At 69.2% G+C, this 20,133-nt stretch carries 18 protein-coding genes and 3 pseudogenes; 10 read left to right on the plus strand and 11 right to left on the minus strand.

Annotated features, from left to right (window positions below):
• Window positions 1–12: 12 nt before the first annotated feature.
• Window positions 13–1,008, plus strand: a complete 996-nt coding sequence (locus IPG65_RS06655; RefSeq protein WP_293188459.1) for a tripartite tricarboxylate transporter substrate binding protein — start codon at window positions 13–15, stop codon at window positions 1,006–1,008.
• A 155-nt stretch (window positions 1,009–1,163) separates the two neighbouring features.
• On the opposite strand, the gene IPG65_RS06660 is transcribed toward IPG65_RS06655, so the two are convergent.
• From IPG65_RS06660 to IPG65_RS06675, 4 genes are all read right to left on the minus strand, one after another.
• A complete protein-coding gene (locus tag IPG65_RS06660) occupies window positions 1,164–2,624 on the minus strand; it encodes a potassium transporter TrkG (RefSeq protein WP_293188460.1) in 1,461 nt (486 codons plus the stop codon).
• Window positions 2,624–4,009, minus strand: a complete 1,386-nt coding sequence (trkA, locus tag IPG65_RS06665; protein WP_293188461.1) for a Trk system potassium transporter TrkA — start codon at window positions 4,007–4,009, stop codon at window positions 2,624–2,626. Before trkA ends, IPG65_RS06660 begins: the two co-directional genes overlap by 1 nt.
• Before the next feature lie 85 nt (window positions 4,010–4,094).
• Complete coding sequence (locus IPG65_RS06670; protein ID WP_293188462.1) at window positions 4,095–5,231, minus strand: acyl-CoA dehydrogenase family protein; 1,137 nt, start codon at window positions 5,229–5,231, stop codon at window positions 4,095–4,097.
• A 4-nt stretch (window positions 5,232–5,235) separates the two neighbouring features.
• A complete protein-coding gene (locus IPG65_RS06675; protein WP_293188463.1) occupies window positions 5,236–5,904 on the minus strand; it encodes an SDR family oxidoreductase in 669 nt (222 codons plus the stop codon).
• A 227-nt stretch (window positions 5,905–6,131) separates the two neighbouring features.
• On the opposite strand from IPG65_RS06675, the gene IPG65_RS06680 reads away from it, so the two are divergent.
• Window positions 6,132–7,403: a glutamate carboxypeptidase gene (locus tag IPG65_RS06680; protein WP_293188464.1), complete on the plus strand. Its 1,272-nt coding sequence runs from the start codon at window positions 6,132–6,134 to the stop codon at window positions 7,401–7,403.
• 37 nt (window positions 7,404–7,440) lie between these two features.
• Here IPG65_RS06680 and IPG65_RS06685 read toward each other — a convergent pair whose 3' ends face one another.
• A complete protein-coding gene (locus tag IPG65_RS06685) occupies window positions 7,441–7,584 on the minus strand; it encodes a hypothetical protein (RefSeq protein WP_293188465.1) in 144 nt (47 codons plus the stop codon).
• Window positions 7,585–7,728: 144 nt separating this feature from the next.
• Here IPG65_RS06685 and IPG65_RS06690 point away from each other — a divergent pair, with 144 nt between their 5' ends.
• From IPG65_RS06690 to IPG65_RS06720, 7 genes and pseudogenes are all read left to right on the plus strand, one after another.
• Window positions 7,729–8,487, plus strand: a complete 759-nt coding sequence (locus tag IPG65_RS06690; protein ID WP_293188466.1) for a carbonic anhydrase — start codon at window positions 7,729–7,731, stop codon at window positions 8,485–8,487.
• Window positions 8,488–8,859: 372 nt separating this feature from the next.
• The gene (locus IPG65_RS06695) at window positions 8,860–9,189 is read left to right on the plus strand and encodes a cupin domain-containing protein (protein WP_293188467.1); all 330 of its coding nucleotides are present in this window, start codon (window positions 8,860–8,862) and stop codon (window positions 9,187–9,189) included.
• Window positions 9,190–9,208: 19 nt separating this feature from the next.
• Window positions 9,209–9,589, plus strand: coding sequence for a succinate dehydrogenase, cytochrome b556 subunit (gene sdhC / locus IPG65_RS06700; protein ID WP_293188468.1), 381 nt, complete (start codon window positions 9,209–9,211; stop codon window positions 9,587–9,589).
• Complete coding sequence (gene sdhD / locus IPG65_RS06705) at window positions 9,586–9,912, plus strand: succinate dehydrogenase, hydrophobic membrane anchor protein (protein WP_293188469.1); 327 nt, start codon at window positions 9,586–9,588, stop codon at window positions 9,910–9,912. The genes sdhC and sdhD overlap by 4 nt, the downstream gene beginning before the upstream one ends.
• A gap of 10 nt (window positions 9,913–9,922) precedes the next feature.
• Window positions 9,923–10,619, plus strand: a pseudogene (locus IPG65_RS06710) (succinate dehydrogenase iron-sulfur subunit).
• Between the two features lie 250 nt (window positions 10,620–10,869).
• Complete coding sequence (locus IPG65_RS06715) at window positions 10,870–12,144, plus strand: cytosine permease (protein ID WP_293188470.1); 1,275 nt, start codon at window positions 10,870–10,872, stop codon at window positions 12,142–12,144.
• A gap of 59 nt (window positions 12,145–12,203) precedes the next feature.
• Window positions 12,204–13,204, plus strand: a pseudogene (locus IPG65_RS06720) (MFS transporter); the annotation flags it as partial.
• Window positions 13,205–13,379: 175 nt separating this feature from the next.
• On the opposite strand, the gene IPG65_RS06725 reads toward IPG65_RS06720, so the two are convergent.
• The 6 genes and pseudogenes from IPG65_RS06725 to IPG65_RS06750 form a co-directional block, all read right to left on the minus strand.
• Window positions 13,380–14,051 (minus strand): IS630 family transposase, encoded by a 672-nt coding sequence (locus IPG65_RS06725; protein ID WP_293187856.1) that lies wholly within the window; start codon window positions 14,049–14,051, stop codon window positions 13,380–13,382.
• 91 nt (window positions 14,052–14,142) lie between these two features.
• Window positions 14,143–14,493, minus strand: a pseudogene (locus tag IPG65_RS06730) (helix-turn-helix domain-containing protein); the annotation flags it as partial.
• 170 nt (window positions 14,494–14,663) lie between these two features.
• The gene (locus IPG65_RS06735; RefSeq protein WP_293188471.1) at window positions 14,664–15,569 is read right to left on the minus strand and encodes a TauD/TfdA family dioxygenase; all 906 of its coding nucleotides are present in this window, start codon (window positions 15,567–15,569) and stop codon (window positions 14,664–14,666) included.
• 10 nt (window positions 15,570–15,579) lie between these two features.
• On the minus strand, window positions 15,580–16,410 hold the full coding sequence (locus tag IPG65_RS06740) for an ABC transporter permease (protein ID WP_293188472.1): 831 nt from the start codon (window positions 16,408–16,410) through the stop codon (window positions 15,580–15,582).
• Window positions 16,407–17,186 (minus strand): ABC transporter ATP-binding protein, encoded by a 780-nt coding sequence (locus tag IPG65_RS06745; protein WP_293188473.1) that lies wholly within the window; start codon window positions 17,184–17,186, stop codon window positions 16,407–16,409. Before IPG65_RS06745 ends, IPG65_RS06740 begins: the two co-directional genes overlap by 4 nt.
• Window positions 17,187–17,206: 20 nt before the next feature.
• A complete protein-coding gene (locus tag IPG65_RS06750) occupies window positions 17,207–18,244 on the minus strand; it encodes an ABC transporter substrate-binding protein (protein WP_293188474.1) in 1,038 nt (345 codons plus the stop codon).
• A gap of 170 nt (window positions 18,245–18,414) precedes the next feature.
• On the opposite strand from IPG65_RS06750, the gene IPG65_RS06755 reads away from it, so the two are divergent.
• Window positions 18,415–20,022: a winged helix-turn-helix domain-containing tetratricopeptide repeat protein gene (locus IPG65_RS06755; RefSeq protein ID WP_293188475.1), complete on the plus strand. Its 1,608-nt coding sequence runs from the start codon at window positions 18,415–18,417 to the stop codon at window positions 20,020–20,022.
• Window positions 20,023–20,133: the final 111 nt, after the last annotated feature.

Below are 20,133 nucleotides of genomic sequence, written 5' to 3' on the forward strand. Positions count from 1 at the left end.
CAAGGAAACACCATGAACGCATTGAACCGCCGCGCGCTGCTCCTGCAAGGCAGCGCCCTCTCCGCCGCGCTGGCGCTGCCCACGCGGGCGTGGTCGCAGCCGCCCGACGCGCCCTGGCCCGCCATCACCCGCATCACCGTGCCGTTTTCGGCCGGGGGCGCCGTCGACATCATGGCCCGCAAGCTGGGCGAGGCCCTGGGGCCGCGCCTGAAGACCGCCGTGGTGGTCGACAACAAGGTCGGCGCCACGGGGCTGATCGCCATCCAGGCCGTGGCCAGGGCGCCGGCCGATGGCGCCAACCTGCTGTACCTGACCTCCGGCCAGGTCACCATGCAGGCGCTCACGCAGCGCGTCGATCTGCTCGCGCAGTTCAAGCCGGTCACCAAGATCAGCGCGGGGCCGAACCTGCTGCTGGTGCCGGGCAGCTCGCCCTACAAGACGCAGGCCGAGCTGATCGCGGTGATCAAGGCGCACCCGGGCAAGCTCAACTATGGCTCTGGCGGGGTCGCGTCGCCACCGCATCTGGCCTTCGAGCTGCTCAGTGAGCGCGTGCCCGGTGGCCTGCCGGCCACCCACGTCCCGTTCAAGTCGCTGCCAGAGGCCGTCACCGGCCTGCTGAGCGCCGACATCGACTTTGCGTTCGCGCTGCCGGCGCTGGCCTTGCCGCACCTGAGTTCCGGCAAGCTGCGCGCGCTGTCCACCACTGGCACGGCGCGGCTCGCCTTTCTGCCCGACGTGCCCACGGTGGCCGAAGCCGGCGTCAAGGGCTACAGCTTCGACGCCTGGGGTGGCCTGGTCGTGCCGGCCAAGACCCCCGACGCGGTGGTGGCCCGGCTGCATGAGGCACTGGTCGGCGCCGTGCGGTCACCGGAGATGACGGCGATGATCACCAAGCTCGGCGGCGTGCTGGAAGCCAGCGCCTCGCCAGCCGCCTTCGCCGAGCAGTTGCGCGTCGCCATCCAGACGGAGACGGCACTGGTGAAGCGCCTGGGCCTCAAGGCCGAGTAAAGCGCTTGCGCACCCTGGCGCATCTGCGCGCTGCCCTGTCAGCGGGCCGGCGAGCCGCCCGCCGTGGCATTCGAGCGTTTTCGAGTGTTTTTGGCCTGTAACCATTATGGATATTGAATACATAGCTAACAGAGGCCATCGGCGATCTGAACGGCCTACCGCCGCCAGAACTGCGGCGTCAGCAGCACCAGCACCGACAGCAGCTCCAGCCGGCCCAGCAGCATGGCCAGCGAGCAGACCCAGATCTGGAAGTCGGTCAGCGCGCCGAAGTTGCCCGCCGGGCCGACCTGGCCCATGCCGGGGCCGATGTTGTTGACGCAGCCGATGACGGCGGTGAAGGCGGTCACCACGTCCATGCCCGAGGCCAGCAGCACCATCGTCAGCCCGACGGTGACGCCGCCGTAGATCAGCATGAAGGCCATCACGGCGCCGATCACGTCGCGCGGCACGGCGGCGCCGTCCAGCGTGACCGGGTGCACCACGCGCGGGTGGATGATGCGCACCAGTTCGCGCCGCGCCAGCTTGATCAGCACCAGCATGCGCACCAGCTTGATGCCGCCGCCGGTGGAGCCGGCGCAGGACACGAAGCAGCCCAGGAACAGCAGCAGCACCGGCACGAACGACGGCCACAGCAGGTAGTCCGTGGTGGCGAAGCCGGTGGTGGTGGCCACCGACACCACCTGGAACGCGGCCTGCCGCACGGCGGTGGGAAAGTCGCCGTACACCCGCTCGGCCAGCAGCATCACCGTGACCACCGCGACGGCCGCCAGCAGCACGCTGGCGTAGGCGCGCACCTCGGCGTCGCGCGACAGCGGTGCCAGCGAGCGGTGGCGCCACAGCATGAAGTAGCGCGTGAAGTTGATGCCCGCCAGCGCCATGAACAGCACCGCCGTCCATTCGAGCTGCGGCGAGGCCCAGTAGCCGAAGCTCTGGTCGTGGGAGGACAGCCCGCCCAGGCCGACCGTGGTGCACATGTGCATGAAGGCGTCGGCCCAGCTCATGCCGCCGATGCGGTAGGCCACCAGGCAGGCCCCCGACAGCGTGAAGTACACCACCCACAGGCCGCGCGCCGTCTCGGCCACGCGCGGGGTCAGGCGCGTGTCCTTCATGGGGCCGGGCGTCTCGGCCTTGTAGAGCTGCGTGCCGCCCAGGCCCAGGAAGGGCAGGATGGCCACCGCCAGCAGCATGATGCCCAGCCCGCCGATGAGCTGCAGGAAGCAGCGCCAGATGTTGACCGAGGGCGCCAGCAGATCCAGCCCGGCCAGCGTGGTGGCGCCGGTGGCGGTGAGGCCGCTCATGGCCTCGAAGTAGGCGTCCGTCCAGCCGATGCCCGGCACCACGAACAGCAGCGGCAGGGCCGCGTAGGCGGGCAGCACGGTCCACACCAGGTTGACCAGCAGGAAGCCGTCGCGCACCGTCGGCTCGCGCGCGCTGTGGCGCGTGCGGCACCACAGCCAGGCGCCGGTGGACAGGGTGAAGGCGAAGCACCAGGCCCAGGCGCGCACGTTGCGCCCGCCCTCGCCGAACCAGTCCCACGCCATGGGCACCAGCAGGGTGAAGGAGAAGCCCATGATCACCCACGACAGGACGAGGAAGGCGGCGGCGAAGCGTTTCATCAGAAGAAAGTGGCGCGCACCTGGAACAGCTTCTCCACCTCGCGCACCATGCGCTTGTGCGGCAGGAAGATGATGACGTGGTCCTCGGCCTCGATCACCGTGTCGTGGTGCGGCACCAGGGTGTGGGCGGCGTCGCCCTCGCCGCGCACGATGGCGCCCACGCGCGCGCCGGCCGGCAGCTTGATCTGCTCGATGCGCTTGCCCACCAGGTACGAGCTGGCGGCGTCGCCGCGCGCCACGCCCTCCAGCGCCTCGGCCGCGCCGCGCCGCAGGCTGTGCACCGCCGCCACGGCGCCGCGGCGCACGTGCATCAGCAGCTCGCCGATGACGGCGTGCGCCGGCGAGATGGCGATGTCGATGGTGCTGCCTTGCAGCATGTCGGCGTAGGCGCGCCGGTTGATCAGCGCCATCACGCGGCGCGCACCCAGGCGCTTGGCCAGCATGGCGGCCATGATGTTGTCCTCGTCGTCGCTGGTCAGGGAGATGAACAGGTCCATGTCGCGCACGTTCTCGGACACCAGCAGTTCCTCGTCGGCGCCGTCGCCCTCCAGCACCAGCACGTCGGGCGGCAGCTCGGCGGCCAGGAAGTCGCAGCGGCTGCGGAAGGCCTCGATGATCTTCACCTGGCACTGGCCGATCAGCCCGCGCGCCAGGCGCAGGCCGACGCGGCCGCCGCCGGCGATCATCACGCGGCGCACCTGGCGGTCGGGGTTGCCGATGGCGTGCAGCGCGGCGCGCAGGCTCTCGCGGCCGACCAGCACGAAGATCTCGTCGCCTGCCTGCACGCGCGTGCCGGCCGCGCAGGGCAGCTCGGCGTCCTGCCGGTACACGGCGACGATGCGCATGGGCACGTCCGGGTTCTGCTCGCGGAACTCGGCGATGCTGTGGTCGGCCAGCCGGCTGCCCTCGGCCACGCGCACCACCGCCAGGTGCGCCTCGCCCTGCGAGAAGCGCACCACCTGCAGCGCCTCGGGGTAGTCGATGAGCTGCCGGATATAGCGCGTGACGGTCTCCTCGGGGCAGATCATGCGGTCCACCGAGAAGCCTTCCTTGCCCAGCAGGCCGTTCTGCTGGAACTCCGACGAGCGCAGCCGCGCGATGGTGGTCGGGATGCTGAACAAGTCGTGCGCGATCTTGCAGGCCACCAGGTTGGATTCGTCCAGCGCCATGCAGGCGATGAGCAGGTCGCAGTCCTCGGCGCCCGCGTGGCGCAGCACCGAGGGCAGGATGCCGTTGCCGGCCACGCCGCGCAGCTCCAGGCGCTCTTCCAGCACGCGCAGGCGCTGCGCGTCGGGGTCGACCACCGTGATGTCGTTGGCCTCTGACACCAGGGTTTCGGCCACGCTCTCCCCCACGCGGCCGGCGCCGATGATGATGATCTTCATGTTGCTATTTTCTTGATAGCTGTTGGCGCAACGCAGACGCCGACTATAGGCTTAAATGATCCATGAAGCCACCTCCGCGCGCCGGTCACAGCGCCCGCTGGATGATGATCTTCTGCACATCGCTCGTGCCCTCGTAGATCTGGCACACGCGCACGTCGCGGTAGATGCGCTCGACGGGGAAGTCGCTCACCACGCCGCTGCCGCCCAGCGTCTGGATCGCGGCCGAGCACACGGCCTCGGCGGTTTCGGAGGCGAACAGCTTGGCCATGGCGGCTTCCTTCAGGCAGGGCCGGCCGGCGTCGCGCAGGGCGGCGGCGTGCCAGACGAGCTGGCGCGCCGCCTCCAGCCGCGTGGCGCACTCGGCCAGCCGGAAGCCCACCGCCTGGTGCTGGAAGATCGGCGCGCCGAAACTCGTACGCTCCTTGGCATAGGCCAGCGCCACCTCCATCGCCGAGCGCGCCATGCCCACGCTCTGCGCGGCGATGCCGATGCGCCCGCCCTCCAGCGCGGACAGGGCGATGCGGTAGCCCTCGCCTTCGGCGCCGATCAGGTTCTCGGCCGGCACCCGGCAGTCGTCCAGCACGATCTGCGCCGTGTCGCTGCTGTGCTGGCCCAGCTTGTCCTCCAGCCGCGCCACCCGCCAGCCGGCGTTGCCCAGGCGGTGCGTGGGCACGATGAAGGCGCTCATGCCGCGCTTGCCGGCGCCCCGGTCGGTCACCGCGATGACGATGGCCGCGTGGCCGTTCTGGCCGCTGGTGATGAACTGCTTGACGCCGTTCAGCACATACCCGTCCCCGCCCAGCACGGCCGTGGTGCGCAGGCTGGCGGCGTCGGAGCCCGCGTGCGGCTCGGTCAGCGCGAAGGCGCCCAGCATCTCACCGCGCGCGGCGGGGGCCAGCCACGTTGCCTTTTGGGCCTCGGTGCCGTAGCGCATCAGGATGGCGTTGTAGGGGCAGTTGGTGACGCTGACGGGCGTGCTGGTGCCGCCGTCGCCGGCGGCGATTTCCTCCAGCACCAGCGCCAGCGACAGATGGTCCAGCCCGGCGCCGCCGTGCTCCTGCGGCACGCACACGCCGTAGCAGCCCAGCGCGGCCAGGCCCTGGTGCGCCTCCTGGGGGAAGACGTGCTCCCTGTCCCAGCGCGCGGCGTGGGGCCACAACTGCTCCTGCGCGAAACTGCGCACGGCATCGCGGATCATTTCCTGGTCGGGGGTCAGCAGCATGGGGTCACCAGGTGTCCAGCCGTTGGCCGTCGTATTGGATGAACGTGCCCCGGTCCGCGGGCGTCAGGCCGGCCATCACCCGTCTCAGGCCGGCGCAGCTCTCGGGCACCGCGAGGGGCGCCCGCGCCCCGCCCATGCCGGTTTGCACCCAGCCGGGGTGCAGGCACACCATGATGGCGCCGGGGTAGGTGGACTGCGCCGCCACCACCGCCATGTTCAGCGCCGCCTTGCTCGCCCGGTACACCCAGGCGTGGCTGTCGTCCGCCGTGGCGATGCGGCCCATGGCGCTGGAGACGAAGCCCATGCGCCCGCCCGCGGCGGCCACGGCCGGCCCCAGGTGGGCAATGACCTGCATGGCGCCCAGCACGTTGGCGTGCATGACCGCATCGAAGGCCGGCCGCGCAGGCGGCGCGCTGGCATCGCCACGGCTGGTGACGCCGGCCACGTAGATGGCGATGTCGATCCTTTGGCCATCGAGCTGCCCGGCCAGCGCGCCGACGCTGGCCGGCTCGGTCACGTCCAGGCGCAGCGCCTGGGCGCCCAGCGCCTCCAGGCGCGACATGCCTTCGGGCGCGCGCGCGGTGGCGATCACGCGGTCGCCGCTGGCCGCGTACTGCCGCGCCAGTTCCAGGCCGATGCCGCGCGAGGCGCCGAGGAGCAGGACGGTGTTCATGGTGATCTCCGGCGCGATGGCGCTGAACAGGCGCTAGCTTGCCACAAGGCCCGTGTCGGCGGGCAGTGGACCCCGGAGCGGGCCGTTGGGCACGTGCTCGAGGCCTCTCCAGGGTGCGCGATTTCGCTGGGGGGCTGATGTGCTTGTCGCCGAACCGCCAGTCCGGTGCCATCGGCAGACGCTATGCTGGGCGCCGATCCCTTCCACAACCACCCAGGAGACATTGAATGCGTACCTCTTCTTTCCGCCGCCTTGGCCTGATTCGCCCTCTCGCGCTGGCCTGTGGCCTGGCGTTCGCCGGGGGCGCGGCGCAGGCCGCCCCCGACGCCAAGCTGCTCGCGGCCGCCCAGAAGGCGCAGCCGGCGGTGATCGAGCACCTCAAGGAGATGGTGCTCATCGAATCGGGCGGCACGCAGATTGACGGGCTGCTGAAGATGGCCGACCTGCTGGAAAAGCGCCTGCACGCGCTGGGCTTCAAGACCGAACGGCGCAAGGCCACGTCCGGCACCGGCGCCGACATCCTGATCGGCACGCTCAAGGGCACCGGCAAGCGCAAGATCATGCTGCAGGGGCACATGGACACCGTGTACCTGCCCGGCATCCTGGCCACGCAGCCGTTCAAGATCGAGGGCAACCGCGTCTACGGTCCCGGGATCATCGACGACAAGGGCGGGCTGGAGTGCATGCTGATGTCGCTGCAGATCCTCAAGGACGCCGGCTGGCGCGACTACGACACCCTCACCGTCATGGTCAACCCCGACGAAGAGGCCGGCTCGCAGGGCTCGGGCGAAATCATCGCCGCCCTGGGCGACCAGCAGGACTACGCGCTGTCGTTCGAGTTCACCGCCGACAGCTCGATCCTCAAGGGCGAGCCGCTGACGATGGGCACCGCCGGCATCGCCGAGCCGAAGATGGAGGTGAAAGGCCGCGCCTCGCACGCCGGCAATGCCCCCGACGAGGGCCGCAACGCGCTGTACGAGCTGTCGCACCAGATGCTGCAGACCAAGGACCTGGCCAAGGACATCCCCGGCGTCACGCTCAATTGGACCAACGCGAGCGCCAGCGGCCCCTTCAACCAGATTCCCGCCAAGGCCACCGCCACCGGCGACGTGCGCATCACGAAGCCCGGCGCCGACAAGCTGCTGGAGGCAGCGGTGCAGCAGAAGATCAAAAGCGGCCGGCTCATCCCCGACACCGAAACCACCTTCACGCTGGTGACCAACCGCCCGCCCTTCGTGGCCAACGAGAAGGGCCGCGCGCTGGCGGCGAAGGCGCAGGCGATCTACAAGGAGATCGACCGCGAGCTGGGCCTGACCCCGATGGTCGGCGGCGGCACCGACGCGGCCTACGCCGCGCGCTCGGGCCGCGCCGTGGTCCTGGAGAGCCTGGGCTTCGGCGGCTGGGGCGCGCACGCCAAGGACGAATACGTGGCGGTCGACACCATCGTGCCGCGGCTGTACCTCGTCACGCGGCTGCTGACCGAGATCGGCAAGCAGTAAGCACGCCGCGCCGCCCCCGCCGATGCGCGTAGGGCGGCTACTTCTTCAGAGCCGTTCCTTCACGCAGGACGGCCGATCCATATTTCGCCCCGGGCGCGCGGCCCGCCAGCAGGCGCCATCGCGCGTGCGCGAAGGCGCGCTGCGCGGGCGCGGTGCCGATCTCGAAGCTGTCGGCCACCACGACGCGGGGCCTCAATCCTGCACATGGGCACCGTGGCTGGCTCGATACGGCGCCAGGCCCTTGCGCGATTTTTTTGCCGCGTGGCGGTCCGCTTGATCAGAATTGGGGGGCCTCGTTCCTCAACTGTCTTTATTCAATCAAGCCATGAAACACCAACCATTGATTCGACACACCGCCCTGGCCGCCCTGGCGCTGTGCGCCGTCACCGGCGTGGGCGCGCAAGAAGCCCACCCGCACTGGGGCTACAAGGGCCAGCACGGCGCCGCGCATTGGGGCGAGCTGGAGGCGGGCTTTGAAGCGTGCGCGCGCGGCGCGGCGCAAAGCCCCATCGACATCCGCAAGACCGTGAAGGAAGCCCTGCCCGCGCTGGAGTTCCAGTACACGCCTGGGGCGCCCACGCTGATCAACAACGGCCACACGGTGCAGGTCAGCATGCCGGCCGGCAGCAAGCTGGTGGTCAATGGCAAGGCCATGGAACTGCAGCAGTTCCACTTACACACCCCCAGCGAAGAAGCCATTGGCGGCAAGCGCGCGGCCATGGTGGCGCACTTCGTGCACAAGGGCGAGGACGGTGGGACGGGCGTGGTGGCGGTGCTGATCCAGCCCGGCAAGACCCATGCCGCGTGGGCGCCCATCTTTGCGCACCTGCCGCGCCCCGGCGAGAAGCTGACGGTCGATGGCCTAGCCGTGGACGCCAGCGCCTTGCTGCCCGCCAGCAAGGGCTACTACAGCTTTGCCGGGTCGCTGACCACGCCGCCATGCTCCGAAGGCGTGCAGTGGATGGTGCTCAAGGAGCCCGTGAAGCTGGGCGCGCAGCAGATCAAGGCGTTCCGCCAGTTGTACAACGCCAATGCGCGGCCGCTGCAGCCGCTCAACGGGCGCGTGGTCAAGGAAAGCACCTGACGATCAGCACCCGGCCCGCCATCCCTGCCCGCGCACGCAGGGGTCATCCCCGCACCGGCGGCACGAGGACGGTGGGCGCGGCGGGCGCGGCGAGGGCGGGGTGGTCGAATAAAACTATCATCTGCCCCTAATTGCCGACCATCTGACCCCAATTGCCGCAAATTTCCGTGGCTGTACCTCATCACACGGCTGCTGACCGAGATCGGCAAGCAGTGAGCGCCTGAGTACCCTGGGGCCGCTGCCGGCGCATGGCGGCCTGAGCCGAAATCGATGGCAACCCGAGGTCTGTGCGGTATCAGACAGACCCATTGCCAGGTCGCCTCTACGCTGGGCCAGTGATGCCAGACGAATGCCTGCATCGATGGAGGAATCATGGCCATTCACCACGCACTGTCGGGCGAGCTGATCGACGTTCGTCCACTCGGCGGCAAGCTTGCGGCCACGACGACACGGACGCTCTACAAGTCAGAGCATCTGGAAGTCTTTCGGATGATCCTGCCGGCCGGCAAGGCCATGCCCGCGCACCGCGTGGACGGTGAAGTCACGGTGCAATGCCTGGAAGGTTGCATCGCTTTCACCGCGGACAAGGTCCAGACGATGCGCGCAGGCGATCTGGTTTGCCTGGCGGGCGGCGTGCTCCACGCGCTCGAAGCCATCGAAGACGCCTCGGTGCTCGTGACCGTCCTTCTGCACGGCGCGTAGCCGCCCGAGTTCGTTCGCCATGCGGCGCGCCGTCTTCTTCAATCTGGCCCGGATCGGGATGCCGGTGGGTGCGGTGACGTCGATTGCGCATCGAATCAGCGGCGTTCTCCTGGCGCTCGGCATTCCCTTCAGCATCTACCTCCTAGCGCTCTCGCTGCGAGATCCGTCGTCGTACGCGCGGGCGCAAAACCTGTTGGCCGAGCCAATGATCAAGGCCGGCGCGATTGTGTTCGTGTGGGCACTGACGCATCACCTGCTGGCTGGCGTGCGGCACCTGCTGAGCGACATCGACCTGGGCTCGCGCCTCCCGGTCGCTCGGCGCAGCGCATGGGCCGTGAACGGCGCCGGGCTTGCGGTCGCGCTGCTGGCCGCGGGGGTGCTGCTGGGAGTCGAGGCATGAGCGGCTTGCGCGCGTGGATGGTCCAGCGCGTCAGCGCGGTCTACATGCTGTTCTTCATCGTGTTCCTGCTCGCGCACTTTCTGGTCGATCCGCCGCGCTCCTACGCGGCGTGGCGCGACTGGGTGATGAGCCCCGCCATCGGCGTCAGCGCCTCGGTCTTTGGCGCCGCGCTGCTGGCGCATGCGTGGGTGGGGCTTCGGGACGTGATCCTGGACTACGTCCGGCCGGCCGCCCTTCGCTTGTCCCTGCTCGGGCTGCTCGCCTTGGCCCTGGCGACGCTCGGCGTCTGGTTTATCCGCATCGTCTGGTTGGGTCACGGCTGAGAGGTTCTTCATGAAATTCTCGATCTTCCGCTTCAATCCCGAACACGACGAGAAGCCGTGCATGCAGGACTACGAGATCGAGCCGCAGCCTGGCGAGATCATGCTGCTGGACGTCATCCTGCGCATCAAGGCGATGGACAACACGCTGACGTTTCGCAAGTCCTGCCGCGAAGGCGTGTGCGGCTCCGATGCGATGAACATCAACGGTCGCAACGGGCTGGCGTGCATCACGCCGGTGCGCGGCTTGAAAGAGCCGGTGCGGCTGCGGCCGCTGCCGAGCTTCCCGGTCATTCGCGACCTGGTGGTGGACATGACCCGCTTCTTCAAGCAGTACCACTCGATCAAGCCGTACCTGCATCAACGCCGAGCCAGCGCCCGAGAAGGAGCGCCTGCAGTCGCCGGAGGACCGCGACAAGCTCGACGGCCTGTACGAGTGCATCCTGTGCGGCTGCTGCACCAGCCAATGCCCGTCGTCCTGGTGGAATCCAGAGAAATTCGTCGGACCCGCGGGGCTGCTGCAGGCGGAGCGCTTCATCGCCGACAGCCGCGACCGGGCCACGCGGGACAGGCTCGACGACCTGAAGGGCGCCTACCGGCTGTTTCGCTGCCGCACGATCATGAATTGCACCGAGGTCTGCCCGAAGGGCCTGGCACCGTCGCGTGCCATCGAGAAGATCCGGCTGATGCTGGTCAAGGAGTCGTTCTGAAGCTGGAACGCCCCGGGATCGGCAAGCAGCCAGGGTTGCCTGCGGGCGGCCCGACGGGCGCGCAGACGGATGCGGGCGCCCCGGTTATGCATAAAAATGGCCTTGGTCCAGCGTCGATATTGGATCGGAAGCTATTGAATTAGTAGTAACCGGCCGTGCCCATGGCGCCGGCCGGACGGCGCCGGGCGGTCCGTACAATCGCCGCGCCACCGCCGCCGGTGGCTTTTGCACTCCCAGCTGGAGCCGGCCGATGGCACTTACCACCCCCACCACCAACCAGGCGCTGCGCCCCGTGGCCGCCGCCGAGCGCGTGTTCGGCTGGCACAACCACGCCGCGCTGTGGTTCAGCCTGGGCGTGGGCCTGCTGGTGCTGCAGATGGGCGCGCTGATCGCCCCCGCGCTGGGCCTGGCCGGCGCGCTGTGGGTGACCGGCGCCGGCTCGCTGCTGGGCGCGGCGCTGCTGGGCTGGGTGGCCTACATCGGCTGCGCCAGCGGCCTGGCCAGCGCGGGGCTGATGCACGCCGCGATGGGCGGGCGCTTCGCGCGCCTGCCGGTGCTGCTCAACATCGTGCAGCTGCTGGGCTGGGGCGCGTTCGAACTGGTGGTGATGCGCGAGGCCACCGTCGCCATCGTGCAGCGGCTGGGCTGGGCAGGGGCGTCGGCCGCGCTGCCGGCCGTGGCCACGCTGGCCTGGGGCGGCCTGCTGGCGGCGCTGATGCTGCTGCCCATGGTGCAGACGGTGCGCCGGCTGATCGCGCGCGTGGCGCTGCCGCTGGTGGCGCTGGCGCTGCTGTGGCTGACCTGGCAGCTGCTGGGCACGGCCGGCGCGCAGGGCTGGGGCGTGCTGTGGGCGCGGCCGGGCGACGGCAGCATGGGGCCGCTGGCGGCGCTGGACCTGGTGGTGGCCATGCCCGTGTCGTGGCTGCCGCTGGTGGCCGACTACGCGCGCCACGGCCGCGGCGCGCGCGGCGCCTTCTGGGGCACCTGGGCCGGCTTCGCGCTCGCCAACGCCTGGTGCTACGGCCTGGGCGTGCTGGTGGCGCTGCTGATGCCGGGCACCGAGATGATGGCCGCCGTGCTGCTGGTGCAGGGCGGCCTGCTGACGCTGGCGTTGATTTTGCTGGACGAGGTGGACAACGCCTACGGCGACGTCTACTCCGCCGCGCTGGGCGCGCACAGCCTGCGGCCGCGCCAGCCGCCGGGCCGCTGGGCGGTGGGCATCGCGCTGGCCTGCACCGCCATGGCGCTGGTGCTGCCCATGCACGGCCTGGAGGCGTTCCTGATCCTGCTCAGCTCGGTGTGCACGCCGCTGTTCGGCGTCATCGTCGGCCGCCTGGCAGGCCGGCGCGATGCCGCCGCGCTGCTGGCGCGGGCGCCGCCGGTGCAGTGGACGTGCGTGGGCATCTGGCTGCTGGGCATCGCCACCTACCACGCCGCCGCGCAATGGGCGCCGCAGTGGGGCGCGGCGCTGCCGGCGTTCGGCCTCACGCTGCTGCTGGCCGGGTTGACGCGGCGCGTGGGGTAGGGCGCCCCATGACGCAGCCACCGCGCCGTCTTTCCGACCTCACCGGCGAACGCGCCTTCATGCGGCTGTGGGGCGCGCGCGTGCTGGGCACGGCGGCGCAGCAGATGCTGATGGTGGCCATCCGGCTGGCACATGTACGACCTCACCGCCAGCGCCTGGGACCTGGGGCTGGTGGGGCTGTTCCAGTCCGTGCCCGCGCTGGTGCTGGCGCTGTACGCGGGCCACGTGGTCGACCAGCACCATCGCGGCCGCATCCTGGCCGCCTGCCTGGCGGCGCAGGGCGCGGTGGCGCTGGCGCTGCTGGCGGCACACCTGGGCGGGCACGATGCGCGCGCCCTGCTGCTGGGGCTGTCGCTGGTGCTGGGGGCGGTGCGGGCGTTCCAGATGCCGGCGCAGCAGTCGCTCACGCCCCTGCTGGTGCCCACCGCGCTGCTGCCGCGCGCGATGGCCTTCAGCTCGGCCGGCCAGCAGGCGGCCATCATCGGCGGCCCGGCGCTAGGCGGCCTGCTGTTCGTGGCCGGCATGGGCGTGGTGTACGCCGCCAGCCTGGGGCTGTTCGGGGTGGCGGCGCTGCTCGCGGCCCGCTTGCGCTACGCCGCCGCGCGAGCCGGTCACCGCCGCCACGCTGCTGGCCGGCGTGCGCTTCATCTGGCAGCGCAAGCCTGTGCTGGGGGCCGTGTCGCTCGATCTGTTCGCCGTGCTGCTGGGCGGCGCGGTGGCGCTGCTGCCCCTGTACGCCAAGGAGATCCTGCACGCCGGCCCGTGGGGCCTGGGCCTGCTGCGCGGCGCGCTGGCGGTGTCCGGCGCGGCCGACATGGTGAACGTGGTGATCCGCCAGACCCTGGTGCAGCTGGAAACGCCCGACGCCATGCGCGGCCGCGTGAGCGCCGTCAACTCCATCTTCATCGGCGCCAGCAACCAGCTGGGCGAGTTCGAGTCCGGCGCCACGGCCGCACTGCTGGGGCCCGTGGGCTCGGTGGTGGCCGGCGGCGTGGGCACGGTATTGGTGGCGCTGGCGTGGTTCAGGCTGTTCCCGCGGCTGGCCGGGCGGGATCGCATTGAGCCTAGTACGCCGGCACGGAGATATCGGAACGAAATGAAACCGATGGATTTGCGTTCAGGGCAAGGCGAAAACCGCAGCGATACCGGGCGGTATCGCGAGGATTTGCAACGCCGCCCTGGGCGCAAAGACGCGGCTTCATGTTCCGATATCTCCGTGTCGGCGCACTAGTACATCAACACGCAAATTTCGGAACGAAATGCGTAGCGAGTTTCTGATCCGCATCCTGTCGAGTGAACCGCCATTCGATGGTTCGTCGCTGGTCGTTGCGCGCCTGCTGCCAAGCATCAACCTCGGATCGCAGCAGGTCGCGGTTGGGGATTCGCCGGTCCAGGCATTGACGACTCAAGATGCCGATCTCGATCTCCGCCATGTTCAGCCAACTCGCGTGCTTGGGTGTGTGGTGGAACTGCACGCGACGCAAGAGCCTTGCGGCCGCGCGCCGGCCCAGCACATCGTCGAAGCACTTTCTGAAGTGAGTGTTCAGGTTGTCCAGCACCAGATGAACACGGCGTGCCTGGGCGTATGCGCCGGTGAGAAGCTCGCCGATGAAGGCCACGAAGTCAACCTTGCCCCGGTGCGCGGTGACCGAGACGATGCGCTGGCCGGCCTTGGGTTCCACGGCCACGAACAGATTGGTGGTGCCGTGGCGCTTGTACTCGTAGTCCTGTTTGAGCGGGCTGTGCGAGGCCATGGGCAGCGCCTCGCGACCGTGACCGAGGAGTTGCAAGCTCTTCTCGTCGATGCAGATCACGGGTTCGGCCTTGGACACCGGCCGCGCATACAGCTCGAGCAGGTTGTACATGCGCGCGCGGTACTCCTCGGTCAACGCCCCGATGCACCACATCAGTCGGCGCCAGGGCTTGAGGTCGTTTTTTGAGCATGCGTCGCACGGTTTCCCGACTCACCGTGCCCAGACCGGGCTCCTGGCGGGCAGCACGTTCGAGTTCGACCATCGTCCAGCGCTGCCGGCCCTTGGGAGGCGCCGAGCAGGCCAGTGCCGTCACCCGCGCTTGGGCGTCGGTGTCATACCGCGGAGGTCGACCCGAGCGCGCCACGTCGAACACCGCCAGGTCGACCCCACCTTGCAGATACGCCGCGCGGGTGCGCCACACGGCGGTGCGACCGATGCCCAGCACGGCCATGATCCGGGCCTCCGGGATGCCCCGATCCAGGCATGACAGCACATGAGCGCGATTGACCTCCCGCGAAGAATGAACACCCTTGCTGCGAATTTCCTCGATGACCGAGCGATCCTCCTCGCTCAAGTGCAGTTCGGTCTGGCGCATGACAACTCCTTCGTGAGCCAAGTGGCAACGAATGGAGTCTATTCATGTTTCGTTAATTACGTGTCAATGTACTAGCGGCCTGGGTGATTTGCTAAGTGATTGGAAAATAAGGAGAATTTTCCGCTTGACAGATGTCTCATAATCCTCGGCCTCCAGGCCGGCGCCTTCGGCTATAGCACGCAATCGGGCGCGAAGCTGCCGCATGTCAGGCGCTCTCCCGCGCGATGGTGCGGCGCGTAGTCGAACACCGCGTAGTGTTGCATCGCGCAGTTGTCCCACAGCGCGAGCGAGTCCTTCTCCCAGCGGAAGCGAACCGCGAACTCCGGTCGCTGCAGCCAGGCGAACAGCATCTGCAGCAGGTGCTCGGACAGATCCATGTGCAGACCGACGAGCCGCTTGGTCCAGATCGAGTTGACGTACAGGACGCGCCGCCCGGTCACCGGGTGCGTGATCACCACCGGGTGCACGACCGCCGGGCTCTGCTCGATCATGCGCTGCTCGTAGCCGGCGGCGGAGATTCTTGGCGCAGCAAGGCCTTCGCGCGCCGCCGCTTCGGCCTCGCCCCGCACGCGGCGATCGTACGCGCCGACGCGGCGGAAGTGCCACGGCAGGTCGTGCTCGGCCTGCAGGCTCGCAAGCATCTGCTGCATCGCGGGCCCCAATGCATCGAAGGCGGCGCCTGCGTGCATCCACAGCGTGTCGCCGCCCGTCGGCGGCACGTCGGTGAGTCGCAGAATCGACACCAGGTTGGGCCTGGCGCGAAAGCTCACGTCGGTGTGCCAGCGGGCGGTGCCCGGCTCGTCCTCACCCTGGTTCGAGACGCGCTGAATGCACGGATACCCCGGCACGTGCGGAAAGAACTCGTGCTGCTCCATCTCGCCGAACACCGCGCCGAGGCGCACAAAGCTCTCGTGGTCGAGCGACTGCCTGCGCATGAACACGACGCCGTGGCGCCACAACGCCTGCTTGATCTCGTCGTAGACCGCGTCACGGCGCTCGCTCGCCAGCTCGACGCCGCCGATCAGCGCGCCGGCGGTCGGCGTCAGCGGCTCGACGCGGATATGCCGATAGTCCATGGCAGGATCCTCATTGCCAATGCAGCAACCGCCGCTCGAGCCAGGTCATGACGCGCACGATCGCAACGCCGAGCGCGGCCAGCACCAGCACCAGCGCTATGACGCCGTTGACGTTGAAGGTCGCGCCCAGGTAAGCCAGTTTCTGCCCGATGCCGCGGTCCGAGGCGATGATCTCGGCGGCGATCACGACGAGCAGCGCATACACCAGTGCCAGCCGCAGACCGGAGAAGATCACTGGCACGGCCCCTGGCAGCGTGACCCGGAAGAACACCGTGGCCGGGCGCGCGCCGAGCGTGCGGCACAAGGTCAGATGATCGTCGTTCACGCCACGGATGCCGGCGACGGTGCTGGAGACGACGACGAAGAAGACCACCGAGAACCCGACCGCGATCTTGCTGCCGGGCCCGAGTCCGAACCACAGAATGAACAGCGGCGCAAGCGCGATGCGCGGCATCGCATTGAGCGCGCTGAAGTAGGGTTCGGCGAAGCGCTCCAGCGCCGGCCACGCGACGAACGCAAGGCCGACGCCGAACGCGAGCGCGCTGCCGAGCACGAACGAGATCAGCGCGGCCGCCATCGTCCAGCCGAGATCGATCCAGAATCGCGCCGTCGGCACGTGCTCCCAAAGGTAGCGCGCCACGCCGCTCGGCCGGCCGAAGAAGATCGGATCGAACCACCCGCGCGCAGCGGCCAACTCCCAGGCGCCGAGCAGCGCCGCGACGAAGATGGCGTGCGGCAACAGCGCGTCGAGGCGCAAGCCGCCCGGGCGCGCAGCACGCCGGGCTGCGCGAGAACGAAAGTCGAACGCCGGCAAGGCGTTCGCGTCGGAATCGCTCTTCATGACGCCCATCCCGCTTCGAGGTGCGACCACAGCGAGGCGTACAGCGCGTGGAACCGCGCATCCTTGTGCAGCAATCGGATCGAGCGCGGGCGCGGCAGGTCGATCGCGACGTCAGCCATGATGCGGCCCGGCCGCGACGACATCACCAGCACGCGGTCCGACAGCGCCACGGCCTCGGCGAGATCGTGGGTGACGAAGAGCACTGCCTGCCCACGCTGTTCGCACAGGCGCAGCAGCAGGTCCTGCAATTGCAGTCGCGTCTGAGCGTCGAGCGCGCCGAAGGGTTCGTCCATGAGCAGCAGCGGCGCGCCGATCGCGAATGTGCGCGCCAGCGCGGTGCGCTGGCGCATTCCGTGCGACAGCGCCTTCGGGTAGTGGCGCTCGTAGCCGGCAAGGCCCACTTCGGCGAGCAATGCGTGGGCGCGGCGTTCGCTTTCGACCTTCGTCGCGCCGCGCACGCGCATGCCGAACGCGGCGTTGGCGAGGGCGTCGAGCCACGGCAGCAGACTGTCGCGCGCGAGCATGTAGGCCACCTGCGGGTTGCCTTCGCGCGGCGCGACGCCTGCGACGCGGATCGTGCCGCGCGCGGGAGCCGTGAGCAGGCCCGCGCAGAGGTTGAGCAGCGTCGTCTTGCCGCAACCGCTCGGCCCGATGAGCGCCACGAACTCGCCTTCGTCGACGGACAGCGACACGTCGGACAGCACGGCCGCACCGGCCTCGAAGGCGAGGTGCACTCGCTCGACTTCGATCGCGGCGCGCACCTCGGTCAGGTTCATGACGTTTCGGCGTCGCGCGCTCAGCGCAGATCCAGCAGCGTGGACGTGTCCACGACGCGATCGATCTGCCCGCTGCGGTGCAGGTATTCGGCGGCGTGCTGCAGCGCCTTCGGGTCGAGGCTGAAGCGGTAGTTCGGCAGGCTGGGCGTGAGCATCGCGTCGACCACCGCCGCAGCCTGAGGGACGTCGATGTTGAACGTCTCGTTGGCCAGCTTGCGCACGGCTTCGAGGTTGGCCGGGTCGTGCGCCCACTGGTCGGCCTCGCGCATGGCCTTGCCGAGCGCGTCCAGCGCCGCCGCCTTCTTCTGCGCGTAGTCGCCGCGCACGACCAGCGCCACCGCGGCGCCCGACAACTTGACGATGTCGGGCGGGCCCTCGCCGTTGCCCGGATCGACGAGCAGGCGGCATACCTTCAATACCTCGCAGAACGCGGGCATCGGCTGGAACAGCATCATTGCGTCGACCTGCTTGCCGGTGAGCGCGGGCAGCGCCGTGTTCGGCGCGCCTACGGCGACGATCGTCACGTCGTCGGCCTTCATGCCGGCGCCCTGCAGCAGGGTGATGAGCTGAAACTCGGAGCTGGAGCCGCGTGCCACCACGCCGACCTTCTTGCCGGCGAGGTCGCGCATGACCGCCGGGTAGCCCTTGGCGGCGTTGGGCGTCTCGAGGTGGTTGCCGGCAAGCAGGAAGAAGACGGGGCTCGTGGCACCGCTGCCGATGACCTTCAGCGACGCGCCCTTCGCCACGGCCTGCAGGAACACCTCGGGTGGAGTCCACGCGACTTCGATGTCGCCGGCGAGCAAGGTTTGCATGGCCACCGGAGCGCTGGGAAACGTGCGCGGCTCGCAGCGGATGCCGTGCTTGTCGCAGAGCTTGTGTGCCACCGCGATTCGGGCGAGGAAGTTGCCGATGCCGGGGTAGTCGGCGATGCGCACGGTCTCGGTCTGCGCCTGCGCCAGCGATGCAAAAGCAAAGCCGAGCGCGGCGATCGATCGGCCCAGGCGGCGCAGCGCCGGACGGCGGGCCGGCTCGGCGTGTGAAAGCGTGAAGGTGCTCATCGCGACGGTCCTTTCGGTCGATGCATCGACGGCGTCGATGACGATGCTACTATCACACTCGGCGCAGCGCGCTGTCCTCAGCCGCGTCTAAGCGCGCATGAATTGTTATAAATCTTTGTGAGCCGTTTCGGTTGGCGCGTGACGGCTCTTTTGGCGCCAGCGGAGGGAACTTGGGGCGCTGCTACGTCATCGGTCCGTTCGAAGTTCGCCCCGACGAGCGTCGGGTGCTCGCTGGCGCCGACGCCGTCGCGCTCGGCGCGCGGGCCTTCGACCTGCTGCTGTGCCTGATCGAGCGTCGCGACCGGCTCGTCTCGCGGCAGGAACTGATCGGGCAGGTCTGGCCCGGCGTGGTGGTCGAGGACAACAATCTCAACGTCCAGGTGTCGGCGCTGCGCAGGCTGCTCGGGCCGGAAGCGGTCGCCACAGTCGGCGGACGCGGGTATCGACTGACGGTGGACGTGGCCGAGGCGAACGCCGGTTCCTCGACCGTCGCGCCTGCGCAGCCGGGAGCCTTGGCGCCGGCCACCGAGTTGCCGCTGCCGGACCGGCCGTCGATCGCTGTCTTGCCGTTCGCCAACCTGAGCGGCGACGCCGAGCAGGAGTTCTTCACCGACGGCATCACCGAAGACATCATCACCGAGCTGTCGCGCTTCCGCCAGCTGTTCGTGATCGCCCGCAACAGCTCGTTCACCTACCGGGGCAACGCAGTCGATGTGCGTTGCGTCGCGCGCGAGCTCGGCGTGCGCTACGTGCTCGAGGGCAGCATCCGTCGCGCCGGCCAGCGCATTTGGGTGACGGCGCAGTTGATCGACGCGTCGAGCGGCAATCATGTCTGGGCCGAAAAGTACGACCGCACGTTCGGCGACACCTTCGCCTTGCAGGAGGAATTGACGCGGAGCATCGTCGCCGCGATCTGGCCGCATCTCGAAGCGTTCGAGTGGGAGCGCCTGCACAGGGCACGGACGCAGCACCTCGGCGCCTACGAACTTGCGTTGCGGGCGCACAGGCACGTGACGATGGCGGGCCGGGACACTGATCCGGCGGGCTTTGCCGAGGGAGTTCGGTTGGCGAAAGAGGCGTTGGCGATCGATTCGCGGTGTGGGCTGGCCTGGACGGCCGTCGCCATGGCGCAGATGCTCCGGGTCTACAATCACACGGCCCCGTCGATTGCCCAGGAGCATGCCGGCTGTCTGGACGCGGCGCAGCGTGCGATCGCCATCGACCGAGGCGACCATCTGGCGTACCTCTACCGCGGCATGCTGCTGCTGCACAGTGACCGGCAGCACGAGGGTCTGGCGGACGTCCGGCGCGCGCACGAACTGAACCCCAACGATTCGTTCGTGCTGGCCCTGCTCGGGTTGTACGAGGCGGGAGCGGGCGATCCGGCGCTCGGCCTGCGCTACGCGGCCGAAGCGATCCGGCGCAGCCCTCGCGACCCGGAACGCCACCTGTACCTGGGCTGCGTCGGCTGGGCACACTTCCACGCCGGCGACTATCAGGCAGCGGTGGATGCCGCACAGCGTTCGATCGTCGATGCGCCGCGCTTCCCGCCGTCGCACTGGTGCATCACGTTGGCTTGGGTCGGCTGCGGCGAGATCGAGCGGGCGGCCGAGGAAATCGCGATCCTGCGCGGCCTCGCGCCGGAACTGCTCGACGAGCGGCTGCAAGGACGGCTATGGCCGCATGCCGATGCGGTCAAGCGGCACCGCGCGACGACCTTTCTGCGCATTGCGGCCGGACTGGAAGGCGCCGCCGCAGCCGATGTCTTGCGGCGATGACGCGTGTGTTCACGAGATCACCTTGACCAGGAGATCTCGTAGGGAAATCGCGTGACGCTGTGCTTGCAGACGTTCGCCAGCATCGCGTCGTTCATGTAGATGCCGGAAGCC

This window comes from Ottowia sp., from assembly GCF_016703145.1.
Classification (GTDB): domain Bacteria; phylum Pseudomonadota; class Gammaproteobacteria; order Burkholderiales; family Burkholderiaceae_C; genus Ottowia.